At 69.4% G+C, this 18,184-nt stretch carries 22 protein-coding genes and 1 tRNA gene; 14 read left to right on the top strand and 9 right to left on the bottom strand.

Annotated elements, in window-relative coordinates:
- The first annotated feature begins 231 nt into the window (after positions 1-231).
- Together AB0M88_RS36355 and AB0M88_RS36350 are read left to right on the top strand one after the other, a co-directional pair.
- Positions 232-990 carry a DeoR/GlpR family DNA-binding transcription regulator gene (locus AB0M88_RS36355; protein WP_364110367.1) on the top strand — a complete coding sequence of 253 codons (759 nt, stop codon included), beginning with the start codon at positions 232-234 and terminating at the stop codon, positions 988-990.
- 65 nt (positions 991-1,055) lie between these two features.
- Positions 1,056-2,348 carry an alpha-glucosidase/alpha-galactosidase gene (locus AB0M88_RS36350; protein ID WP_364110366.1) on the top strand — a complete coding sequence of 431 codons (1,293 nt, stop codon included), beginning with the start codon at positions 1,056-1,058 and terminating at the stop codon, positions 2,346-2,348.
- Here AB0M88_RS36350 and AB0M88_RS36345 read toward each other — a convergent pair.
- Positions 2,326-2,790: an Lrp/AsnC family transcriptional regulator gene (locus AB0M88_RS36345; RefSeq protein WP_364110365.1), complete on the bottom strand. Its 465-nt coding sequence runs from the start codon at positions 2,788-2,790 to the stop codon at positions 2,326-2,328. The genes AB0M88_RS36350 and AB0M88_RS36345 overlap by 23 nt on opposite strands.
- Positions 2,791-2,921: 131 nt before the next feature.
- On the opposite strand from AB0M88_RS36345, the gene AB0M88_RS36340 reads away from it, so the two are divergent.
- From AB0M88_RS36340 to AB0M88_RS36330, 3 genes are read left to right on the top strand one after another with little or no spacing between them, the layout of a single operon-like run.
- Positions 2,922-3,998, top strand: coding sequence for a thiamine pyrophosphate-dependent enzyme (locus AB0M88_RS36340; protein WP_364110363.1), 1,077 nt, complete (start codon positions 2,922-2,924; stop codon positions 3,996-3,998).
- Positions 3,999-4,015: 17 nt separating this feature from the next.
- A complete protein-coding gene (locus AB0M88_RS36335; RefSeq protein WP_364110388.1) occupies positions 4,016-4,981 on the top strand; it encodes an alpha-ketoacid dehydrogenase subunit beta in 966 nt (321 codons plus the stop codon).
- The gene (locus AB0M88_RS36330) at positions 4,978-6,210 is read left to right on the top strand and encodes a dihydrolipoamide acetyltransferase family protein (RefSeq protein ID WP_364110361.1); all 1,233 of its coding nucleotides are present in this window, start codon (positions 4,978-4,980) and stop codon (positions 6,208-6,210) included. The genes AB0M88_RS36335 and AB0M88_RS36330 overlap by 4 nt, the downstream gene beginning before the upstream one ends.
- Before the next feature lie 4 nt (positions 6,211-6,214).
- On the opposite strand, the gene AB0M88_RS36325 is transcribed toward AB0M88_RS36330, so the two are convergent.
- Positions 6,215-6,691, bottom strand: a complete 477-nt coding sequence (locus AB0M88_RS36325; protein ID WP_364110359.1) for a sigma-70 family RNA polymerase sigma factor — start codon at positions 6,689-6,691, stop codon at positions 6,215-6,217.
- 269 nt (positions 6,692-6,960) lie between these two features.
- Positions 6,961-7,584, bottom strand: a complete 624-nt coding sequence (locus AB0M88_RS36320) for a TetR/AcrR family transcriptional regulator (protein WP_364110358.1) — start codon at positions 7,582-7,584, stop codon at positions 6,961-6,963.
- A gap of 131 nt (positions 7,585-7,715) precedes the next feature.
- On the opposite strand from AB0M88_RS36320, the gene AB0M88_RS36315 reads away from it, so the two are divergent.
- Genes AB0M88_RS36315 through AB0M88_RS36290 form a run of 6 tightly spaced genes read left to right on the top strand, consistent with a single transcriptional unit; the run spans position 7,716 to position 10,976 of the window.
- Entirely contained in the window at positions 7,716-8,336 is a 621-nt protein-coding gene (locus AB0M88_RS36315; RefSeq protein ID WP_364110357.1) for a hypothetical protein, read from the top strand.
- A gap of 14 nt (positions 8,337-8,350) precedes the next feature.
- Positions 8,351-8,677, top strand: coding sequence for a hypothetical protein (locus tag AB0M88_RS36310; protein WP_364110356.1), 327 nt, complete (start codon positions 8,351-8,353; stop codon positions 8,675-8,677).
- Positions 8,678-8,683: 6 nt separating this feature from the next.
- The gene (locus AB0M88_RS36305) at positions 8,684-9,478 is read left to right on the top strand and encodes a metallophosphoesterase (protein WP_364110355.1); all 795 of its coding nucleotides are present in this window, start codon (positions 8,684-8,686) and stop codon (positions 9,476-9,478) included.
- A gap of 34 nt (positions 9,479-9,512) precedes the next feature.
- The gene (locus AB0M88_RS36300; RefSeq protein WP_364110354.1) at positions 9,513-9,953 is read left to right on the top strand and encodes a YbaB/EbfC family nucleoid-associated protein; all 441 of its coding nucleotides are present in this window, start codon (positions 9,513-9,515) and stop codon (positions 9,951-9,953) included.
- Position 9,954: 1 nt separating this feature from the next.
- Positions 9,955-10,269 (top strand): type VII secretion target, encoded by a 315-nt coding sequence (locus tag AB0M88_RS36295; protein ID WP_364110353.1) that lies wholly within the window; start codon positions 9,955-9,957, stop codon positions 10,267-10,269.
- A 2-nt stretch (positions 10,270-10,271) separates the two neighbouring features.
- The gene (locus AB0M88_RS36290; protein WP_364110352.1) at positions 10,272-10,976 is read left to right on the top strand and encodes a hypothetical protein; all 705 of its coding nucleotides are present in this window, start codon (positions 10,272-10,274) and stop codon (positions 10,974-10,976) included.
- Between the two features lie 76 nt (positions 10,977-11,052).
- Here AB0M88_RS36290 and msrA read toward each other — a convergent pair whose 3' ends face one another.
- Together msrA and AB0M88_RS36280 are read right to left on the bottom strand one after the other, a co-directional pair.
- A complete protein-coding gene (gene msrA, locus AB0M88_RS36285; protein ID WP_364110351.1) occupies positions 11,053-11,568 on the bottom strand; it encodes a peptide-methionine (S)-S-oxide reductase MsrA in 516 nt (171 codons plus the stop codon).
- Positions 11,569-11,599: 31 nt separating this feature from the next.
- Positions 11,600-11,980: an Asp23/Gls24 family envelope stress response protein gene (locus tag AB0M88_RS36280; RefSeq protein ID WP_364110349.1), complete on the bottom strand. Its 381-nt coding sequence runs from the start codon at positions 11,978-11,980 to the stop codon at positions 11,600-11,602.
- Between the two features lie 186 nt (positions 11,981-12,166).
- Between AB0M88_RS36280 and AB0M88_RS36275 the strand changes: the two genes are divergently transcribed.
- Complete coding sequence (locus AB0M88_RS36275; protein ID WP_364110348.1) at positions 12,167-13,078, top strand: SGNH/GDSL hydrolase family protein; 912 nt, start codon at positions 12,167-12,169, stop codon at positions 13,076-13,078.
- A gap of 18 nt (positions 13,079-13,096) precedes the next feature.
- Here the strand turns inward: AB0M88_RS36275 and AB0M88_RS36270 are convergent, their stop codons facing one another.
- Entirely contained in the window at positions 13,097-13,420 is a 324-nt protein-coding gene (locus tag AB0M88_RS36270; RefSeq protein WP_364110347.1) for a plasmid stabilization protein, read from the bottom strand.
- A gap of 54 nt (positions 13,421-13,474) precedes the next feature.
- Positions 13,475-14,467: a methyl-accepting chemotaxis protein gene (locus AB0M88_RS36265; RefSeq protein ID WP_364110346.1), complete on the bottom strand. Its 993-nt coding sequence runs from the start codon at positions 14,465-14,467 to the stop codon at positions 13,475-13,477.
- Positions 14,468-14,818: 351 nt separating this feature from the next.
- Here AB0M88_RS36265 and AB0M88_RS36260 point away from each other — a divergent pair, with 351 nt between their 5' ends.
- A complete protein-coding gene (locus tag AB0M88_RS36260) occupies positions 14,819-16,081 on the top strand; it encodes an FAD-dependent oxidoreductase (RefSeq protein ID WP_364110345.1) in 1,263 nt (420 codons plus the stop codon).
- 46 nt (positions 16,082-16,127) lie between these two features.
- Positions 16,128-16,201: transfer RNA gene (locus tag AB0M88_RS36255), tRNA-Ile, on the top strand.
- Positions 16,202-16,359: 158 nt separating this feature from the next.
- On the opposite strand, the gene AB0M88_RS36250 is transcribed toward AB0M88_RS36255, so the two are convergent.
- Both AB0M88_RS36250 and AB0M88_RS36245 read right to left on the bottom strand, forming a co-directional pair.
- Positions 16,360-16,866 carry an N-acetyltransferase family protein gene (locus tag AB0M88_RS36250; protein ID WP_364110344.1) on the bottom strand — a complete coding sequence of 169 codons (507 nt, stop codon included), beginning with the start codon at positions 16,864-16,866 and terminating at the stop codon, positions 16,360-16,362.
- Positions 16,859-18,064: an MFS transporter gene (locus tag AB0M88_RS36245; protein ID WP_364110343.1), complete on the bottom strand. Its 1,206-nt coding sequence runs from the start codon at positions 18,062-18,064 to the stop codon at positions 16,859-16,861. Before AB0M88_RS36245 ends, AB0M88_RS36250 begins: the two co-directional genes overlap by 8 nt.
- Positions 18,065-18,184: the final 120 nt, after the last annotated feature.

Raw genomic sequence — 18,184 nt, 5'->3', positions numbered from 1 at the left:
GTCAGCCCTTCTCGTACTGCTGGCGCGCACCCTGAGCGCATATGCGCAAGTCCCGGGCCGCAGTGGGGACGACGATGGCACCGGGCATGCGCATGGTCAAGAGAAGATTGCGCAGTTGTTGCGTAACGTGCAGCTTCTCTGGGAAAAACTGCGCACAGTGCGCATGGATTATGAGCGAAGACGCAGAAGTGCCATATCGAAATGCGCGAGCGGGGTGCTACCTTCTCCGCCATGCAACGCAAGCAACGCCTGCGCGAGATGGTGTCGGCGATCGTCGAGAAGGGCGGCCTCGAGGTCGAGGATCTGGCCGAGCTGTTCGACGTCTCGCACGCCACGGTCCGGCGCGACCTCGAGGTTCTGGAGAAGCAGCGCCTGGTCAGCCGCACCCGGGGCGGCGCGACCACGCACGCCTCGTTCAACGACCTGCCGCTGTCGTACAAGACCGAGCAGGACACCGGCGAGAAGCGGCGGATCGCCCGCAAGGCCCTCGACTTCCTCGCCGGTGCCCGGGTCATCGGCACCACCGGCGGCACCACCGTGTCGGAGTTCGCCCGCCTGCTCATGGACCGCGACGGGCTGACCATCGTCACCAACGCGCTCAACGTGGCGACGTTCCTGACCTCCAACCCGCGCCTGCGGGTCTTCTCGGCCGGCGGCGAGGTGCGCAGCAGCAGCCAGGAGGCGGTCGGCCCGAGCGCCGAGAGCTTCATGGCCGGCTACAACATCGACGTCGCGTTCATCGGGGTCGACGGGGTCGACGCGACGGCCGGCTGCACCAACTACGACCCGGTCGGCTGCCGGGTCAACGCCGTGCTGCGCGAGCAGGCCCGGATCAGCGTGGTGCTGGCCGACGCCACCAAGATCGGCCGGGTCGCGCTCGCCCAGGTCTGCAAGATGTCCGATGTGGACGTGCTGGTCACCGACGGCCGGGCGAGCGGGCCGGCGCTCGACGCGATCCGGGCCCAGGGCTGCCAGGTGCTCACGGTCTGAGCCAATTACTGCGCGTTTCTGCTCAACCATTGCTCGTTGATTGCGCACGGTGGAAGACTCCGCGCATGGTCAGGATCGGATTCATCGGCGCGGGCAGCGTCGAGTTCACCCGCAACGTCGTCACCGACCTCTGCTCGTTCCCCGAGCTGCACGGTGAGCTTCATCTGGCACTGCACGACATCGACGCCGAGCGGCTGGGCTACGCCGAGGCGCTCGCCCGGCGGGTCAGCGACCAGCTCGGCGCCGGGGCGACGGTCAGCGCCAGCATCGACCGGCGCACCGCCCTCGAGGGCTGCGACTACGTGGTCAACGAAATCCAGGTCGGCGGCTACCGCGCGACCCGCACCGACTTCGACATCCCGGCCCGCTACGGCCTGCGCCAGACCATCGCCGACACCATCGGCATCGGCGGCATCTTCCGCGGCCTGCGCACCATCCCGGTGCTCCTGGGCATCGGTCACGACCTGGCCGACGTCGCCCCCGACTCGGTGCTGCTCAACTACAGCAACCCGATGGCGATGCTGCCGTGGGCGGTCTACTCGGGCACGCCGTTCCGCAACGTCGTCGGCCTGTGCCACTCGGTCCGCGACACCCACAAATTCCTCGCCGGGCTGGTCGGCCACCCGGAGGAGGAACTCGAACTGGTCACCGCCGGGTTCAACCACCAGGCGTTCGTGCTGCGCTTCGCCCTGGGCGGCGAGGACCTCTACCCGCGGCTGCGCGAGATCGTCGAGGCCGACCCCGAGCTGCGCCGGCGGGTACGCGTCGAGATCTTCCGCCAGTTCGGCTACTTCCCGACCGAGTCGAGCGAGCACGGCGCCGAGTACGTGCCCTGGTTCATGCACCACGACTCGCAGATCGACCAGTTCCGGGTGCCGGTCGGCGAATATCTGCGCCGCTCCGAGGAGAACCTCTCCGAGCTCGACCAGACCCTCGCCGCCCTGCGCTCGGACGGCCCGCTCGACCTCACGCCGACCTCGGAACTGGCCTCGGAGTACATCCACGCCCACCAGACCGGCCGCCCGGCCGAGATCTACGTCAACGTGCGCAACGACGGCCTGATCGACGGCCTCCCGGCCGAGGCGTGCGTCGAGGTGCCGGCCACGATCGACAAGGCCGGCCTGCACCCCCGGGCGGTGGGCGCGCTTCCGCCGCAGCTCACGGCCCTCAACCGTACGTTCCTCAACGTGGTCGAGCTGACCGTGCGCGCCGTGCTCGACGGCGACCGGCGGCACGTCTATCAGGCCGCGCTGCTCGACCCCAACACCGCCGCCACGCTGACCACCACGCAGATCCACGACATGTGCGACGAGCTGTTCACCGCGCACGGCGACCTCATTCCGTCGTCCCTCCGGTAAACGGCGGGGCGTCGGCCTCCTCGAAGACCAGCAGCGTCCGGGTGTTGACCACACCCGGCATGTCCTGGATGACGTTGAGGACCAGGCGGCCGAGCTCGGCGTTGTCCGTCGTGCGCACCAGCAGGATGGCGTCGAACTCGCCGCCGACCAGCGCCACGTGGACGACGCCGGGCAGGGCCCGCAGCTTCTCCCGCACCACGCGCCACTCGGTCTGCCGCAGGTTGACCGTCACATAGGCCGACGTGCCCAGCCCGGCGGCGACCGGGTCGACGTCAGCCCGGAAGCCGCGGATCACGCCGGTCGTGCGCAGCCGCTCGACCCGCGCGTACGCGTTGGCGCGCGAGATGTGCAGACGTTCGGCCAGCGTGCGCATCGACAGGCGGCCGTCGGCGGTCAGCTCGCCGAGAATCCGGCGGTCGATGTCGTCGAGAGGCTCGGCCATTCGTCTCATCCTCCTCGCCGGTGACCTTTGTCCGCTGGACGTTTGGCCTTCTCAGGAGCCGGTGAGCAGAACGTTATCTCGCCTTTGCCGGAGGTCTGGAGTCCGATTGGCAAGGCTACGACGATGGCGGCATGACAGGTGATGAACAGCACCTACTTCCTTCGGACGTTCCGGTCATGCTGGTGGACCCCAGCGGGCGAGCGGTCGAGTCCCGTTATGAAATGCCCGGCTCCTCCGCGCTTACCGACGCTCTCGCCGCGCTGATCCTCGGCCGCCGGCTCAACGAGCAGGCGAACGCCCTGGTCCGCCAGGGCCGGCTCGCCGTCTATCCGTCGTCGCACGGCCAGGAGGCGTGCCAGATCGCCGCCGCCCAGGTGCTGGCCGACGGCGACTGGCTGTTCCCGACCTACCGCGACACGGTGGCGATCGTCGCCCGCGGGGTCGACCCGGTCGAGGCGCTGAGCCTGCTCAAGGGGGACTGGCACTGCGGCTACGACCCGAACGAGCACCAGGTCGCCCCGCATGCGACGCCGCTCGCCACCCAGCTGCCGCACGCGGTCGGCGTGGCCCACGCGGCCCGCCTGCGCGGCGAGCCGACCGTGGTGATGGCGATGTGCGGCGACGGCGCGACCAGCGAGGGCGACTTCCACGAGGCGCTCAACTTCGCGGCCGTCCTCCGCGCGCCGGTGGTCTTCTTCATACAGAACAACGAGTACGCGATCAGCGTCCCCCTGGCCAAGCAGACCGCGGCGCCGTCGCTCGCCCACAAGGGCATCGGCTACGGCATCCCGGGGGAGCGGGTCGACGGGAACGACGCGGCCGCCCTGCTCGCCGTCCTCGGTTCCGCCGTGCGGCGGGCGCGCGACGGCGGCGGCCCGCAGCTGATCGAGGCCAACACCTATCGCGTGCAGGCGCACACCAACGCCGACGACGCGACCCGCTATCGCGACGAAGCCGAGGTCACGCCGTGGCTCGCGCGCGACCCGCTCGACCGCCTCACCCGGTACCTCGCCCTGCCCGAGGACCGGCTGGCCGCGTTCCGCGCGGAAGCCGACCGCGTCGCTTCCTCCGTACGCGACGGCCTCAACCGCGACGTCGAACCCGACCCGGACGGGCTGTTCACCCACATCTTCGCCACGCGCACCCCGCAACTGCGGGAACAGGCGGCATTCCTCGCCGACGAGCTCGAACGGGAGGTGGCGCGGTGACCCACGAGAAGCTGTCGATGGCGCAGGCGCTCAACCGCGCGCTGCGCGACGCGATGACTCATGACGAGTCGGTCGTGGTCTTCGGGGAGGACGTCGGCGCGCTCGGCGGCGTCTTCCGGATCACCGACGGGCTCACCGCCGACTTCGGCGAGAACCGCTGCTTCGACACCCCGCTCGCCGAATCCGGCATCGTCGGCGTCGCCATCGGCATGGCGATGAACGGCATGCGCCCGGTCGTCGAAATGCAGTTCGACGCGTTCGCCTACCCGGCCTTCGAGCAGATCGTCAGCCACGTCGCCAAAATGCGGAACCGCACCCGCGGCCGGGTCACGCTGCCGATGGTCATCCGGGTGCCCTACGCCGGCGGCATCGGCGGGGTCGAACACCACTGCGACTCGTCCGAGGCCTACTACGCCCACACCCCCGGGCTCCAGCTGGTCGCGCCGGCGACCGCCTCCGACGCGTACGTGCTCATGCGCGAGGCGATCGCCTCGCCCGACCCGGTCGTGTTCCTCGAACCGAAAAAGCTCTACTGGAGCAAGGAAGAGGTCGACCTGGCGGCCCGCGGACCGGCCATCGGCCGGGCGGTGGTGCGCCGGCCGGGGACCGACGCCACGCTCATCGCGTACGGGCCGAGCGTGCCCGTCGCCCTCGAGGCCGCCGAAGTGGCCGCCCAGGAAGGGCGCAGCCTGCAAGTGGTCGACGTGCGGTCGATCGTGCCGTTCGACGACGAGACCGTCTGCGCGGCGGTCGCCTCGACCGGGCGAGCCGTGGTGATCGCGGAAGCGGCCGGGTTCGCCAGCGTCGCGTCAGAGATCGTGGCCCGCGTGACCGAACGGTGCTTCCACTCGCTGGCCGCCCCGATCCGCCGCGTGACCGGCTTCGACATCCCGTTCCCGCCGCCGAAACTGGAGCACTTCCAGCTGCCCGGCGTCGACCGGATCCTCGACGCCGTCGACGACCTGCAGTGGGGTGAGGGATGACCGACCAGATCTTCAACCTGCCCGACCTCGGCGAAGGGTTGACCGAGGCCGAGGTCGTGCGATGGCTCGTCGCCGATGGTGATGTCGTGGCGGTCGACCAGCCGGTGGTCGAGGTGGAGACGGCCAAATCGCTGGTCGAGGTGCCGTCGCCGTTCGCCGGAGTGATCGCGGTCCGGCACGCGCCGGAGGGGGCGACGGTTGACGTGGGGAAGCCGCTGTTGACGGTTCGGGCGGTTTCCCCGGCTGCGGAGGCTTACCGGGAGGAGGAGAAGGCCGGATCCGGAAACGTCCTCATTGGATATGGCACGTCGTCGGTCTCGTCGTCCGGGCGGCGCCGGCGGCCTCGGAGCAGGGTCACGGTTGGTTCGGGGTCGGGGTCGGGGTCGGGGGTGCCGCTGGTGAGTTCGCCGCTGGTCAGGCGGCTGGCGCGGTTGAACGAGGTCGACCTGCGTACGGTGAAACCGACCGGAGCCGGCGGCGTCATCGTGCGTGCTGATGTCGAGCGGGTTTTGGGGTCGAGTGAAGCAGCTGGGTATGACAACTTTTCGCCCTTGTCCACAGTGGGCGAGCACCGGATCCCGCTCTCCGGCTTCCGGAAGGCCGCGTCGGCCGCCCTGTCGCGGAGCCGGGCCGAGATCCCCGAGGCGACCGTCTGGGTCGACGTCGACTTCACCGCGCTGTGGCAGCTACGGGAAAGCCTCCCGGCCGGCCCGGGCCTGATGGCCTACCTCTCGCGGTTCGTGGTCGCCGGGCTGCGGCGATATCCGGTGCTCAACGCCTGGCTCGACGTCGAACGTCAGGAGATCGTGCAGCTCGACCGGGTCGACCTGGGAATCGCGGTGCAGGGCGAGCGCGGTCTCGTGGTGCCCGCCGTGCGCGGCGCCTCGACGATGACGACCTCCGAGCTCGACGCGGCGATCCGGCAGCTCGTCGCGGACGCGCGGACGGGCCGCGTGAACGGGGAGGGCACGTTCACGCTCAACAACTACGGCGCGTTCCGGGTCGACGGCAGTGCCGCGATCATCAACCACCCGCAGGTCGCGATCCTCGGCTTCGGCCGGATCATCGACCGGGCGTGGGTGGTGGCGGGGGAGCTCTGCGTACGCAAGATCGCCCAGATGAGCTTCGTCTTCGATCACCGGGTCTGCGACGGTGGGACGGCGGCCGGGTTCATGCGGGCGGTCGCTGACGCGATCGAGAACCCGGCGCACGCCATTGCTCAGCTGTGACTTTCTATCCGGCTACCGCCTCTCGGAGCGAGCGCACCGCGTAATGGGCGCGTGACTTCACGGTGCCGAGCGGAATTCCGAGCGTCTGGGCGGTCTCGTCGAGAGAACGGCCCCGGAAATACAACTCGGACAGGATGTTGCGGTGCGTATCGCTGAGGCAGCGCACCGCATTCCGCCACGAGTCGGCGAGCACCACGATCTCGGTGGTGTCGTCGGCCGAGGCGATACGTTCGGCGTCGACCGGTCCGGTCTCGGCCGGCCGGGCCTGCCGCCGCCGCGCCGAGTCGATGGCCACACGGCGGGCGACCGTGAGGAGCCAGCGCCGGCTTCCGTGGCTGTCGGCGGGCACGCTCTCCAGTGAGCGCCAGGCCCTGATCATCGTCTCCTGCAACAGGTCCTCGGCGGCATACCACTCGCCGCCGGTCAGCCCGATGAGGAATCTGAGCAACGCCGTTCTATGCTCGGCGTGCAATTCGACCATTCGTGCGTGGTCTTCCCGCAATTCCTTGACCCCTCCCGCAGGGATATCTCCTGGAGTGCCGGAACGACCTGGGGGCCAACAGGTCGATCAGATGACGGCCGTCATCAGATGGCGATGATCACGGTACGACACCCGTGCCGGGCCGACAACGAGGCTCTTGCTTAACGGTTTCTTACGGCCGCGCACGGTGATAAAACGGTGTTGTTTGGGTGACGGAAAATGCGTTCTGCGTCCCCGGCCGACTACGTTGCGAGACTGTTGAAACAGTTTCACAAAAATGGTGTCGGATTCCCGATGAGCCGTGCCTCCAGCGCCTCGAACAGCAGGGTGGCCTGCTCGGTCAGCTGCTCACCGGTCAGCGGCAGGGTGCCGTTCGCCCAGTCGACCAGCATGCCGTTGACGCCCGACACGTAGGCCTGGGCAAAGATCATGCGGTCCATCTTCGAGTCGGGCGGCGGCTCCGGGAGCCGGGCATAGGTCGCTTCCACGTACGGCTTCAGCGCCGCCAGGCGCAAGCGATCGATGTACGGCGACACACCGGTCACCTCGACGAACTTGATGCGGGCCGCGCCCGGATCCTCCTCGAGCGTCCGCACGAGATTCCCGAAAAGATGCCGGACCTGCTCGGCCGGCGGCACCGACACGTCGAAGCACTCGCTGATCCGCACGAACACCTCGACCGAGATGTCGTGGAGCACAGCCGCGAGCAGATCCTCCATACCCTTGAAGTTCTCGGCGAAGTAACGGTCCGGCAGCCGCGCCTCCCGCAGCACGGCACGCATCGAAGTGCCGTGGTAGCCGAACTCCCCGAAGAGGCGCCGCCCGGCCGCGACCAGCCGGCAACGCCGCTCGTCGCGCCGCTCGTCAGCGGTCTTCCCGGCATAGATCCTCACGCGGCACAACGTACCGGTCGCACTCGGCGATCGAGCGGATGTCCCGGGCGAGGCGAGACCACTCGAAACACCACCCCGGGCCGTCAGCTCCGCGGCGATAGGGTCGTTGCCGACATCGAGGGAGGCCGACATTGACCCCGAGATCCCGCGGTCACGGCGGTGGTGCCGGCGACGAACCACCGGCCGGCGGCCGGGGCCGCCGGAACCGGGGCAGCCGGCCGGACAATGTGGAGCAGGGCCACGGTCACACCCGCGAGGCGTTCCAGCACGGGCGGCCCACGGCTGCGGGCGGTGGCCCGTCGCCCTCCTCCGGGCCGCGCCCGTCCTCATCCGGCCAGCCGGCGGGCGTGCCGCACGGCTTCCGGGACTTCGGGCAGTTCCGGGAATTCGCGACCCGGTTCCGGGATCGGATGCGCGAGCTCTATCCCGACCTGGACATGGGTTTTCAGGGTAGTTCGGTCACCGGGCGCAGCGCGGATACCGGGGCGCCGTTCGACGAAGGCCGGGTCAGCGACTACGACATCGCGATCAGCGGCGACTCGGTCAACCAGGCAGCCCACGAGAACGGCGTGCGGTTCCGGGGCGATGGCGTGTCGACCGGGCCGCTGAGCGGGCGGGACCTGGACCGGCTCGGGCTTGACGGGATACTCGACGACGCGTCGGCCGAGACGGGTCGCGAGGTCCACGTCATGATCTTCCGTACTATCGAAGAAGCCGCCGGCCGCAAGCCGACCATCAAGGTCTGGTTCTGAACGGGAAGCACACAGTGATCTACGACGTGTATGGCTACGGCGAACCCAGCCTCGGCGACCAGCCCGGCGAGCTCGCCCGGGCCCTCGGGGTGCAGTGGGCCGAGCATGAGAGTGACTACCGCGGCATCTACTTCGCCGCGCGCCCGCAAACCGGCGCCGGCAAGCTCCGGCTCCAGTCCAACGACCTGCGCGACGGCGACGACGAGTACTACCAGGAGCCCGACTTCCCGGAGTGCCGTTATCTGTTGTTCGTCGACAAGTTCGATCGCCCCGACGAGGTGCGGGACAAACTGGCGCCGCTCCCGCAATGGCGGTTCCTCTACCGCAGCGTCGTGGAGTAGCGGCCGATGCGGCTGGTCGGCACACGGACGCATCGGCTCGCGACGGTTCCCTACCGGGCGGCCGGCCCGGGCGGCGTCCCTCAGAACGTCCAGCTCGGCATCGAGCGACTGCCGGTCGACACGCTCCCGGCCGGCTGCGACGCGTTGCTGGCCGCGGGGGACCTGCAAGGAGTCGCGCCCTCGCCGTTCGGCGGGAAACCGGAGTTGCTGGGCATCGCGCTCGCCGACTACCTGCAAGTGTGGGCGGAGAGCGGCCTGCTGCCGCCGGCCGACCGGGTCGGCGTCCTGCTCACCGGCGATCTGTACTCGGCGCCCGGCGCCGACCGGCGCGGCGCCTCCGGCGCGGTCCTCGACGTATGGCTCGCCTTCGCCGCTGCCGGATGTCCGATGGTGTACGGGGTGGCCGGCAACCACGACGAGGTGACCGCCGCGCAGGTGGCGGAGCTCGGCCGAAACGTCGCGCTGCTGGACGGTGACCGTCGTGGCTTCGGCGGCATCACGGTCGCCGGTGGCTCGGGGATCGTCGGGGATCCGGGGCGGCCCCTGAGGCGTACGGAGAGCGACTTCCTTACTCTCCTCGCGGAGCTCACCACGCCACCCCCCGACGTGCTGCTCCTGCACGAGGGGCCGAACGGCGACCGGGCGGGCCAGCTCGGCCGGCCGACGGTACGCAGCACCCTGGCACGTCGAGCGCCGATGCTGACCCTCTGCGGGCACGTGCACTGGACCGAGCCGGTCGCCGTCCTCGGCGACGGGCACGTCGTCAATGTCGACGCCCGAGTCGTCGTTCTCATGGCGTAATCCATTTGTGCTGGTCGTTGTTACACTCCGGCACATGTCCGAGGTTCCCGACACCCAGGCGTTTCTGGATCCGGATGCGTCCCGCGAATACCTGCGCTCGTGGAAGAACAATGTCGACCGGATGGCGACGCAGGCGGCCGCAATGAGCGAGCAGATGAAACGGCTGCGCGTCACGGCACGGGACGAAAACGGCCTCGCCGAGGTCACCATCGACTCCGCCGGGGTAATGGTCGGCCTCGAGCTCACCGACCGCATCCATCGTTTCGAGCCGGCGGTGGTGGCACAGGCGGTGATGACCGCGCTGCACGAAGCCCGGGCCACGGCCGCCGACCGGGCCCACGACATCGCGGTCGAAACGATGGGCCCCGACTCGCTCTCGGCGCGCACCACCGCCGACCGGATGCGCCAAGTCCTCGAGCGGCCGGACGACAGCCGGCAGGCGGCGGAGGACGCGCCGGCCGAGAGGGGATATTGACGTGTCGGACGCCTTCCACGTGGACTCGTCACAGCTGTTTCGGCACGCCGCCAACGTCCGCGCGGTGCGCGACCAACTCACGGCGATCAGGGGCGCGAGCAGCGCAATCTCGCAGGACGACAGCGCGTACGGCCTGTTGTGCGGATGGATCTCGGCGATCCTCGAGCGGCGGCACGCCGATCAGGACCAGCTTTACACGTACGTCGACGAGAACCTCCAACTGCTGGCCGAGGCCCTCGAGGCCACCGGCCGCGACTACGACACCGTCGACAGCAACGCGCAGAGAACGATCCGGGCCGCCGGCGGACTGGACTGACCATGGTGTCGAACTCCGCCCTGGTGGCCACGTCGGTGACCACCCGGACCGCGTACACCGGCGTCTCGCTCGTCGACGGCTTCCAGGGGCTCTACCAGTCGGTGCAGGGCGGCAGCTGGGTCGACGGCATGCTGGCCGGCGGCTCGCTCGTGGGTGATGCCGCGGCGACGGTCATCGACCCGTTCAGCGCCCTGCTGGCCAATGGGCTGGGCTGGGTGATGGAACACTTCGAGCCGCTGCGCGAGATTCTCGACAAGCTGGCCGGCATCCCCGACAAGATCGCGGCGCACGCGCAGACGTGGGCCAACATGGCCGGCGCGCTTCAGAGCATGGCCGCGGACCTCCAGTCGGGCCTCGCTGCCGACCTGCCCGAATGGGGCGGCACTGCCGCCGAGTCGTACCGGTCGATGATGACCAACAACGTGGACGGGGTGGGCGGTCTGGCAGTGCTGGCCGACACCATGTCGGCGGCCACCCAGGCAGCGGGCAACCTGGTCCAGTTCACCCGGGATATCGTCCGCGACCTGATCTGCGACTTGGTGGCGCGCGTCATCGTGTGGACCACCGAGGCTCTCGCGATCGTCACCATCCCGATCGTCACCGCGCAGATCATCTCGGCGGTCGCCAAGTGGTGCGCCCGGATCTTCGGCTACACCGGCGCGCTGATCAGCAGCCTGCAGAACCTGACCGCGCTGATGGAGGCCTGAACCGTTCTCCATGCGGTGAGTGGCTGAGCCTGCGACCGAGGGACCGTGGTCCCTCGGTCGTGCGGCGCTCGGCCGGTCAGGCCGGGGTCGAGCTGCGCTTCGGGAGGACCCAGCCGGGCCGGGGGAAGTGGCAGGTGTAGCCGTTGGGGAGGCGTTCCAGGTAGTCCTGGTGTTCGGGCTCGGCCTCCCAGAACGGGCCGGCCGGCTCGACCTCGGTGACGACCTTGCCGGGCCACAGGCCGGAGGCCTCGACGTCGGCGATGGTGTCCTCGGCGACGCGCTTCTGCTCGTCGGAGGTGTAGAAGATGGCCGAACGGTAGCTCAAACCGACGTCGTTGCCCTGCTGGTTTTTCGTCGTCGGGTCGTGGACCTGGAAGAAGAATTCCAGGATGTCCCGGAACGAGGTGACGGCCGGGTCGAAGACGATTTCGAGGGCCTCGGCGTGGGTGCCGTGGTTGTAGTAGGTGGCGTTGGGGACGTCGCCGCCGGAGTAGCCGACCCGGGTGCTGAGCACGCCGGAACGGCGGCGGAGCAGTTGCTGCATGCCCCAGAAGCAGCCGCCGGCCAGGATGGCGGTCTCGGTTTGGCTCATGGCCACCACGGTACCTGCGGCTGCCGCCGTTTCAGAGGGACGGCGTGGGGGTGGAGGGCGACGCGATGTCGTCGACCTTGACGTTGACGCCGGTCACGGTCAGGCCGTAGCCGGAGACCGCCTCGGTGACCTTCGCCTGCACGGCCTTGGCCACCTCGCCGACGACCTTGCCGGTTTCGACCACGATGACGACGGTGATGTCGACGGCGGCGCCCTTCACGTGGGCGTGGGTGCCGCGGGTGGCGTCGCCGACCTCGTCCAGGCCGACCGCGTCGAGCACCTTGTTCATGAAGCGGGACACGTCGCCGCCCAGCTCGACCACGCCCGGCACCTCGCGGGCCGCGGCCGCGGCGATCTTCTCTACGACCTCGCGCGACACCGAGTTGAGCCCGCGAACGTCACCGTCAGACATGAAGCCTTCTCCCCAGGAACATCAACAACATCGAAGCCGCGCGAGCGTATCAACTGATCGGCCTCCCGGTGTCCGCTGATCGCGGCGATCCCAGGGCGCCGGGCTAAGAAGAATTCTGTTCGGCCCGATTCGGTAGGTGTGTTCTCCGCCGCCCTGGTCGCCGCCATAGTTCTCTCTCCTGTCCCGGTGGCCAGCGCGGCGGCCCCGCCGCTCCGGATCATGCCGCTGGGCGACTCCATCACGATGGGCATCGGGTCGGCGACCACGAGCTCCTACCGCGTCGACCTGCAGAATCGGCTCCGGCGGGCGGGACTGGACGTGGACTTCGTCGGGTCGCAGCACGACGGCGCCCCGGCCGGCGCGGACCTCGATCACGAGGGCCTTTCCGGGTGGTCCATCGCCCAGATCGCCGCGCGGGCCGACGGCTGGCTGGCCACCTACCGGCCGGACGTCGTGCTGCTGCAGGCCGGAACCAACGACATGCGTACGCCGTCGGGCGCGGTCGGCGTGACCGCCCGGCTGTCGGCGCTGATCGATCAGATCAGGGCGGATGTCCCGGCGGCGGAAATCTTCGTCGCGAAGATCACTGGGACCAGGTCGACTTTTGCGGCAGCGCAGCAGAAGCGGACCGACGCGTATAACGCCACGGTGCCCGGCGTCGTGGGGGGCAAAGGTCCCCACGTGCACCTGGTGGACCAGAGCACGGTCAAAGGCATCGACATTCGGGACGGCCTGCATCCCAACGATTTCGGCTACGCCAAAATGTCATGGAACTGGTATCAGGCGATGGCCGGGATCTTCGGCGCCGGCACCGCCTGGCCTAAGGACAACAATCCGTACGCGTCGACCCGCGGCTACTTCTGCCACCTCGTCGACGGCGATCCCGGCCCGCAGTGGAAGGCGTTCTTCGACTGCCGCTGGTATTACCGGACTCTGGTCGCGACCGTTGTCCGCGGCCACTCCGCCAAGGTGTGGACGTGGCAGACCAAGCGCCGGGTGACCGAGAGGCGCCGCGTTCGGGTCAAAGGCCACTACGAGACGCGGTCGGTCACCGTCAGCAAATGGGTCCCCTTCGACCCGAACCGCTTGACGCTCTGATCAGCGACCTGATTTTGATCAGCGACTGAGTGCGCGTTCGAGTTGCGCCTTGGTCATGGTCGAGCGCCCGGTGATGTTGCGCTGTTTGGCCTCGTTGTAGAGCTGGGCCTTGGTGCGTCCCTGCGCGCGGGAATGCGATCGCTTTCCGCCCCGGTGCCCGGACGAGACATCATCGAGCGAGGAGCGGCTCGCGGTCCGCGACTCGCCGGCGCGGGCGCGTTCCTTGTTCACCGTACGGGCGGCGATCTCCTCGGCCCGCTTCTTGCTTCCGCCGCGCTGCTTGACGCTGTCCTTGATGTGCTCGTATTGACGTTCCCGCTTGGGGCTGGAACCTGCCGGCATGACGGCCTCCCGGTGTCGTTCTCCCACACCGGTATTTTTCCGTACGCCGTTTTGCTAAACGCCCTGGATGAGGCTCTCGATCGCCTGCTGGGTCGAGGTCAGCGCCTGCATCGACGACTGGATCTCCTCGATGCTGCGGACCGCCTCACTGGTCTGGGCCCGGATCGTCTCGACCTGCTGGGAGATGTTGTCGGTGGCCTGGCTGGTCTCGTTGGCCAGTTCCTTGACCTCGTGGGCGACCACCGCGAAGCCACGTCCGGCCTGGCCGGCGCGCGCCGCCTCGATGGTGGCGTTCAGGGCGAGCAGGTTGGTCTGCGAGGCGATGCCGGTGATGATCTTGATGACTTCACCGATCTTCGCACTGCTGGCGTCCAGGTGGGCGATCGTCTCGGTGGCCGCGGCGGCCCGGTTCACGGCCGCGTCGACCGCCTTGGACAGGTCGACGCTGACCCCGCCGAGCCGGGACGACGAGGACGACAACTGGGCCAGCTGCCGTTCCGAGGCCTCGGCCAGGCTCCTCTCGTTGTCGATGTCGCGCAGGGCGCCGGCCACCCGCAGCGGCACGCCGTTGCGGTCGCGGCTGGTCGCGCCGGTGGCGATGAACCAGCGGTACTCGCCGGTCTTCAGCTGCAGGCGGTACTCGATGTGGTAGGGCGTACGGCCGGTGCGGTCGTTGAGATGGTTCATGAAGGCGGTGACCGTACGGTCGACGTCGTCCGGGTGCAGGCGGGACGCCCAGCTGCTGAGGATGTTGGGAAAGTCGCGCTCGTCGGTGTAGCCGAGCATGTGGCGGAACTCCTGCGACCACTGGAACTCGTTGTCCGGGTTGACCGGGTCGTCGGCGTTCACGTCCATGTCCCAGAGGCCGATCCCGGCCGCCTCGATCATCAGCTCGTAGCGCTGGATCGCAGTCGCGTGCTCGGCCTGCTGGTCGGAGAGTTGACGGCGGAGGTCCTCGTTCTCGGCGGTCAGGCGGGCGACGGTGTCGCTGGTGTAGTCGTAGTTCCCGGTGGCCGGGAGGTCACTCCTGCGGGTGCCGAACGCCATGCGGACTCCTTGCCGGCCGGATCATTCGGGCCGATTCTTGTCGCTGGCGGCGCGTGGCATGCCGGAAACGGGGTATTCCGACCGGTTTCGTGGTTGTGGGCGGCCCTTCGGCGGCTTTCCGCGGTTTGACGGCCGTCGGCGTTCGTTGGTGCTCGTCGGCGTTCGTCGGCGATCCCGGCGATCAGAAGGGCGGGGCGGGCAGAGAGGATCCGGTTCGGCCGGAAGTGACGTTAATTGCGGCGGGTACGCGTAGCGCGTACGTCTTGATGGGTTTTTGTTTCCCCTGCCGGAGGGGCCGACCGCCGTTAGTCTGAGGCTTGCCTGCCTGGTCGTCCCCCTTGTGAGGTGCCCGTGTCGCAACCCGTTGAGGTGGACGTCGTCATTGTCGGCGGCGGTCTCGCCGGTCTCGCCGCGGCCCGCCGGCTCGACCGTGCCGGCGTCGAATGGCTGCTGGTCGAGGCGTCCGACCGAATCGGTGGGCGGGTCGCCACCGACGTGGTCGACGGCTGGCATCTCGACCGCGGATTCCAGGTGCTCAACACCGCCTATCCGCGGCTATCCGCATTGGTCGATGTGAATGCGCTCGACCTGCGGTTCTTCACGTCGGGCGTGCTCGTGCGCCGCGGCGGAGAGTTGCACCGCCTCGAGAACCCGCTGCGACAGCCACTCGCCGCCCCGCACGCTCTGACGTCGGGCGTCGGCACCCTCGGTGACCGCCTGAAGTTCGCCGCGCTCGCCACCTACTGCGCGACCGCGCCCGCCGGCAAGCTGCTGGCCGCCCGCGAGACCACCACCCAGGACATGCTCCGCCGGGCCGGCCTGTCCCACCGGATGATCGAGGAAGTCATGCGGCCGTTCCTCTCCGGCGTCTTCGCCGACCGGTCGCTCGAGACCTCCAGCCACGTCTTCGCGATGGTGCTGCGCTCGTTCTTCCGCGGCCGCATCGGCGTCCCGGCCGCCGGCATGGCCGCCCTCCCGGCCGCCATCGCCGGACCCCTGCCGTTCCCTCAGCTGCTGATCGGCGCTCGCACGCTGTCACTAGGCCCCGGCATCGTCGTCACCGAGGGCGGCGAGATCCGATCCCGGGCAGTGATCGTCGCCACCGACCCGGTCACCGCCTCCGGACTGCTACCGCAACTGCCGCGCCCGGACATGCACGGCCTCACCACATTTTATTTCGGCGCCGACCACGCCCCGCTCAACGAGCCCACACTCCTGCTCGACGGCGACCGCCGCGAGATCATCGCCAACACGGTCGTCGTCAGCAACGCGGCGCCGGAATACGCGCCCTCGGGCAAATCCCTCATCGCGGCCTCGGTGGTCGGCGTCTCCGCCCCCTCCACCGCATCCGAGCAGGTCATACGCGTGGAACTGGCCCGCCTGTACGGCTCCCCGGCCGACGACTGGGAACTGCTCGAGGTCATCTCCCTGCCCGAGGCGCTGCCCACGGCCCGCGTCCCGCAGGCCGGCCTACGCAAGCCGGTCGATCTGGGCGACGGACTCTTCGTGGCCGGCGACCACCGCGACAGCCCCTCCATCCAGGGCGCCATGGCCGGCGGCTGGCGAACGGCCGGCGCGGTGCTCTCCTGGCTGGGGGCTCGCGTCCCGGTTTGATCAGTGGATTGCCACTGACATGGCGGGTTAGGATCGCCGCCGGTACGGGGCGGTAGCTCAGTGGGTTAGAGCAGGGGACTCATAATCCCTCGGTCGCGGGTTCGAGTCCCGCCCGCCCCACCGTATGGCATTCGCGAAGAATGTCCATTTCGTGCTGCCCATCAGTAACCCCCTTGAGCTGCGAAAACGCGCTGTGAGCCAGAGTTGCACCCGCGGCTTCACGAGGGCATGCCTTCGGGCCATCTTCGGGCTGTTCGAATCGGCTTGGAGGTTTCCGGTTAGTCGATGAGTGGGCTGCGGCGTTCGATGAAGATGACGTCGCGCCAGCGGTTGCCGTGGGCGGGGTGGCGGCCGATGCGTTCGCGGATGCCGACGGTGCGGAATCCGGTGGCGTGGTGCAGGGCGAGGCTGGCGGTGTTCTCGGGGAAGATGCCGGATTGGATGGTCCAGATCCCAGCGGTTTCGGTGGAGTCGATCAGCGCCTGGAGCAGGGCCCGGCCGATGCCTCGGCCGTGGGCGGCCGGGTCGACGTATACGGAGTGCTCGACCACTCCGGCGTAGACGGCCCTGGTCGACACGGCGGAGATCGCCACCCAACCGAGGACCCGCCCGTGATGGTCGACGGCGACGAAGCGGTGGTGGCCGAGTTTGCTCGAGTCGAAGGCCGCCCAGGTCGGTGCGGTGTGCTCGAAGCTGGCGTTACCGCCGTCCAGGCCGGCTTGGTAGATGGCCAGCACGGCGTCGGCGTCCGCGGCGACCATCAGCCTGATCTTCGCGTCAGTCATGGCCGCCGTCCTCAGCTCCTTCGTGGTGGGCCGGTGTTCGCTGGTGGCCGGGATTGATGCGGGGTACCGCGATCAAGGATGCCGCGGCGATCAGGCAGATGGCGGCGGTCGCGGTGAACACGCTGGTGTATCCGTGGGTGGTGGCGTGGAGCCAGGCGGCGGCCAGCGGTGCGGTGGCTTTGGCGATGGTTATGGGGACGACGAGGATGCCGGCGATGGTGGCGTAGCGGCGGGTGTCGTAGCGGTCGGCGAGCAGGACCGGTTTGGCGATGGCGGCGACGCCGAAGCCGAGCCCGAATCCGGTGACGGCGATGATCGCGGCGACGGCGTTTCGCCCGGCCAGGGGGAGGGCCGCGACGGCGATCGCTTGGACGGCGAAGATGGCGGCGACGATCGAGGTGGTGCGGTAGCGGCGTTGCAGGCCGGTGGTGGCGAGCCGGCCGGTGACCGACAGGATGCCGAACAGCCCGGCGACGGTGGCGGCGAACGGGGCCGGGTGGCCCCAGCTGATCAGGGCGGCGACCAGGTGGACGGTGACCGCGGCGATGGCGGCGGTGTTGGCGGTGAAGCTGACGCCCAGCAGCCAGAAACCCGGGTCAGTGACCACCGAGCGCAACGGGATGGGCGGGGTGGACGTTCTGGCGTCGTGCCGGCGCGGGGCCGCCCGCACCACCAGCAAGTGCAGCGGGACGGTGAGTACGGCTTGGATCGCTGCGAGTATCAGCAGGGCGGTGCGCCAGCTGTATTGGTCGACGAGCCAGCCGGTCAGCGGCAGGAAGATGGTGCTGGCGAATCCGGCGACGACGGTCAGGCTCAGCAGGGCTGAGGATCGCCGGTCGGGGCTGTGCCAGGCGATGATGACGGCGAAGGCTGCTTCGTAGAGGCTGGCGGCGCCGGCGGCGCCGAGGCCGACCTGGACCGCATACAGCTGGCCCAGGGTGTGCACGTGCGACCACGCCACCAGCAGCAGCGCACCGACTAGCGACCCCGCGGTCATCAGGGCTCGGCCGCCGCGGCGGTCCAGCCACCGGCCGACCGGCACCGCGAGCGCGGCGGAGGCGAGGACGGATGCGGTGAAGGTGCCGGTCACGGCGGTGGTGGAGGTGTGCAGGGTGGCGGAGACCGGGACGAGGAAGACGGCGAAGGCGTAGTAGAGGGTGCCGTAGCCGACGGTCTGGGTGATCGCCAGCGCGGCCACGATCGCCCGGTTGCTGTCGGGCGTGACAGGCGGGCGCCCGCCGGCCAACTGGCCCCGCGCGGCCCGGGGCGCGGAGGGGGGGGGGGAGCTGGCGCGCAGAAACCCCCCCCGCGGGCGCGG

This window comes from Actinoplanes sp. NPDC051411 (assembly GCF_040682075.1).
GTDB lineage: Bacteria > Actinomycetota > Actinomycetes > Mycobacteriales > Micromonosporaceae > Actinoplanes.
The sequence above is the reverse complement of the archived record's forward strand: the minus strand, read 5'-3'. Positions and strand labels throughout refer to the sequence as shown.

Coding starts and splice junctions, on each gene's coding strand:
- msrA (WP_364110351.1), bottom strand. CDS start 11,568: ATGAGCCAAACCGAGACCGCCATCCTGGCCGGCGGCTGCTTCTGGGGC.
- AB0M88_RS36345 (WP_364110365.1), bottom strand. CDS start 2,790: ATGGCCGAGCCTCTCGACGACATCGACCGCCGGATTCTCGGCGAGCTG.
- AB0M88_RS36355 (WP_364110367.1), top strand. CDS start 232: ATGCAACGCAAGCAACGCCTGCGCGAGATGGTGTCGGCGATCGTCGAG.
- AB0M88_RS36280 (WP_364110349.1), bottom strand. CDS start 11,980: ATGTCTGACGGTGACGTTCGCGGGCTCAACTCGGTGTCGCGCGAGGTC.
- AB0M88_RS36330 (WP_364110361.1), top strand. CDS start 4,978: ATGACCGACCAGATCTTCAACCTGCCCGACCTCGGCGAAGGGTTGACC.
- AB0M88_RS36300 (WP_364110354.1), top strand. CDS start 9,513: ATGTCCGAGGTTCCCGACACCCAGGCGTTTCTGGATCCGGATGCGTCC.
- AB0M88_RS36335 (WP_364110388.1), top strand. CDS start 4,016: ATGGCGCAGGCGCTCAACCGCGCGCTGCGCGACGCGATGACTCATGAC.
- AB0M88_RS36350 (WP_364110366.1), top strand. CDS start 1,056: ATGGTCAGGATCGGATTCATCGGCGCGGGCAGCGTCGAGTTCACCCGC.
- AB0M88_RS36305 (WP_364110355.1), top strand. CDS start 8,684: ATGCGGCTGGTCGGCACACGGACGCATCGGCTCGCGACGGTTCCCTAC.
- AB0M88_RS36340 (WP_364110363.1), top strand. CDS start 2,922: ATGACAGGTGATGAACAGCACCTACTTCCTTCGGACGTTCCGGTCATG.
- AB0M88_RS36325 (WP_364110359.1), bottom strand. CDS start 6,691: ATGGTCGAATTGCACGCCGAGCATAGAACGGCGTTGCTCAGATTCCTC.
- AB0M88_RS36270 (WP_364110347.1), bottom strand. CDS start 13,420: ATGCCGGCAGGTTCCAGCCCCAAGCGGGAACGTCAATACGAGCACATC.
- AB0M88_RS36250 (WP_364110344.1), bottom strand. CDS start 16,866: ATGACTGACGCGAAGATCAGGCTGATGGTCGCCGCGGACGCCGACGCC.
- AB0M88_RS36265 (WP_364110346.1), bottom strand. CDS start 14,467: ATGGCGTTCGGCACCCGCAGGAGTGACCTCCCGGCCACCGGGAACTAC.
- AB0M88_RS36290 (WP_364110352.1), top strand. CDS start 10,272: ATGGTGTCGAACTCCGCCCTGGTGGCCACGTCGGTGACCACCCGGACC.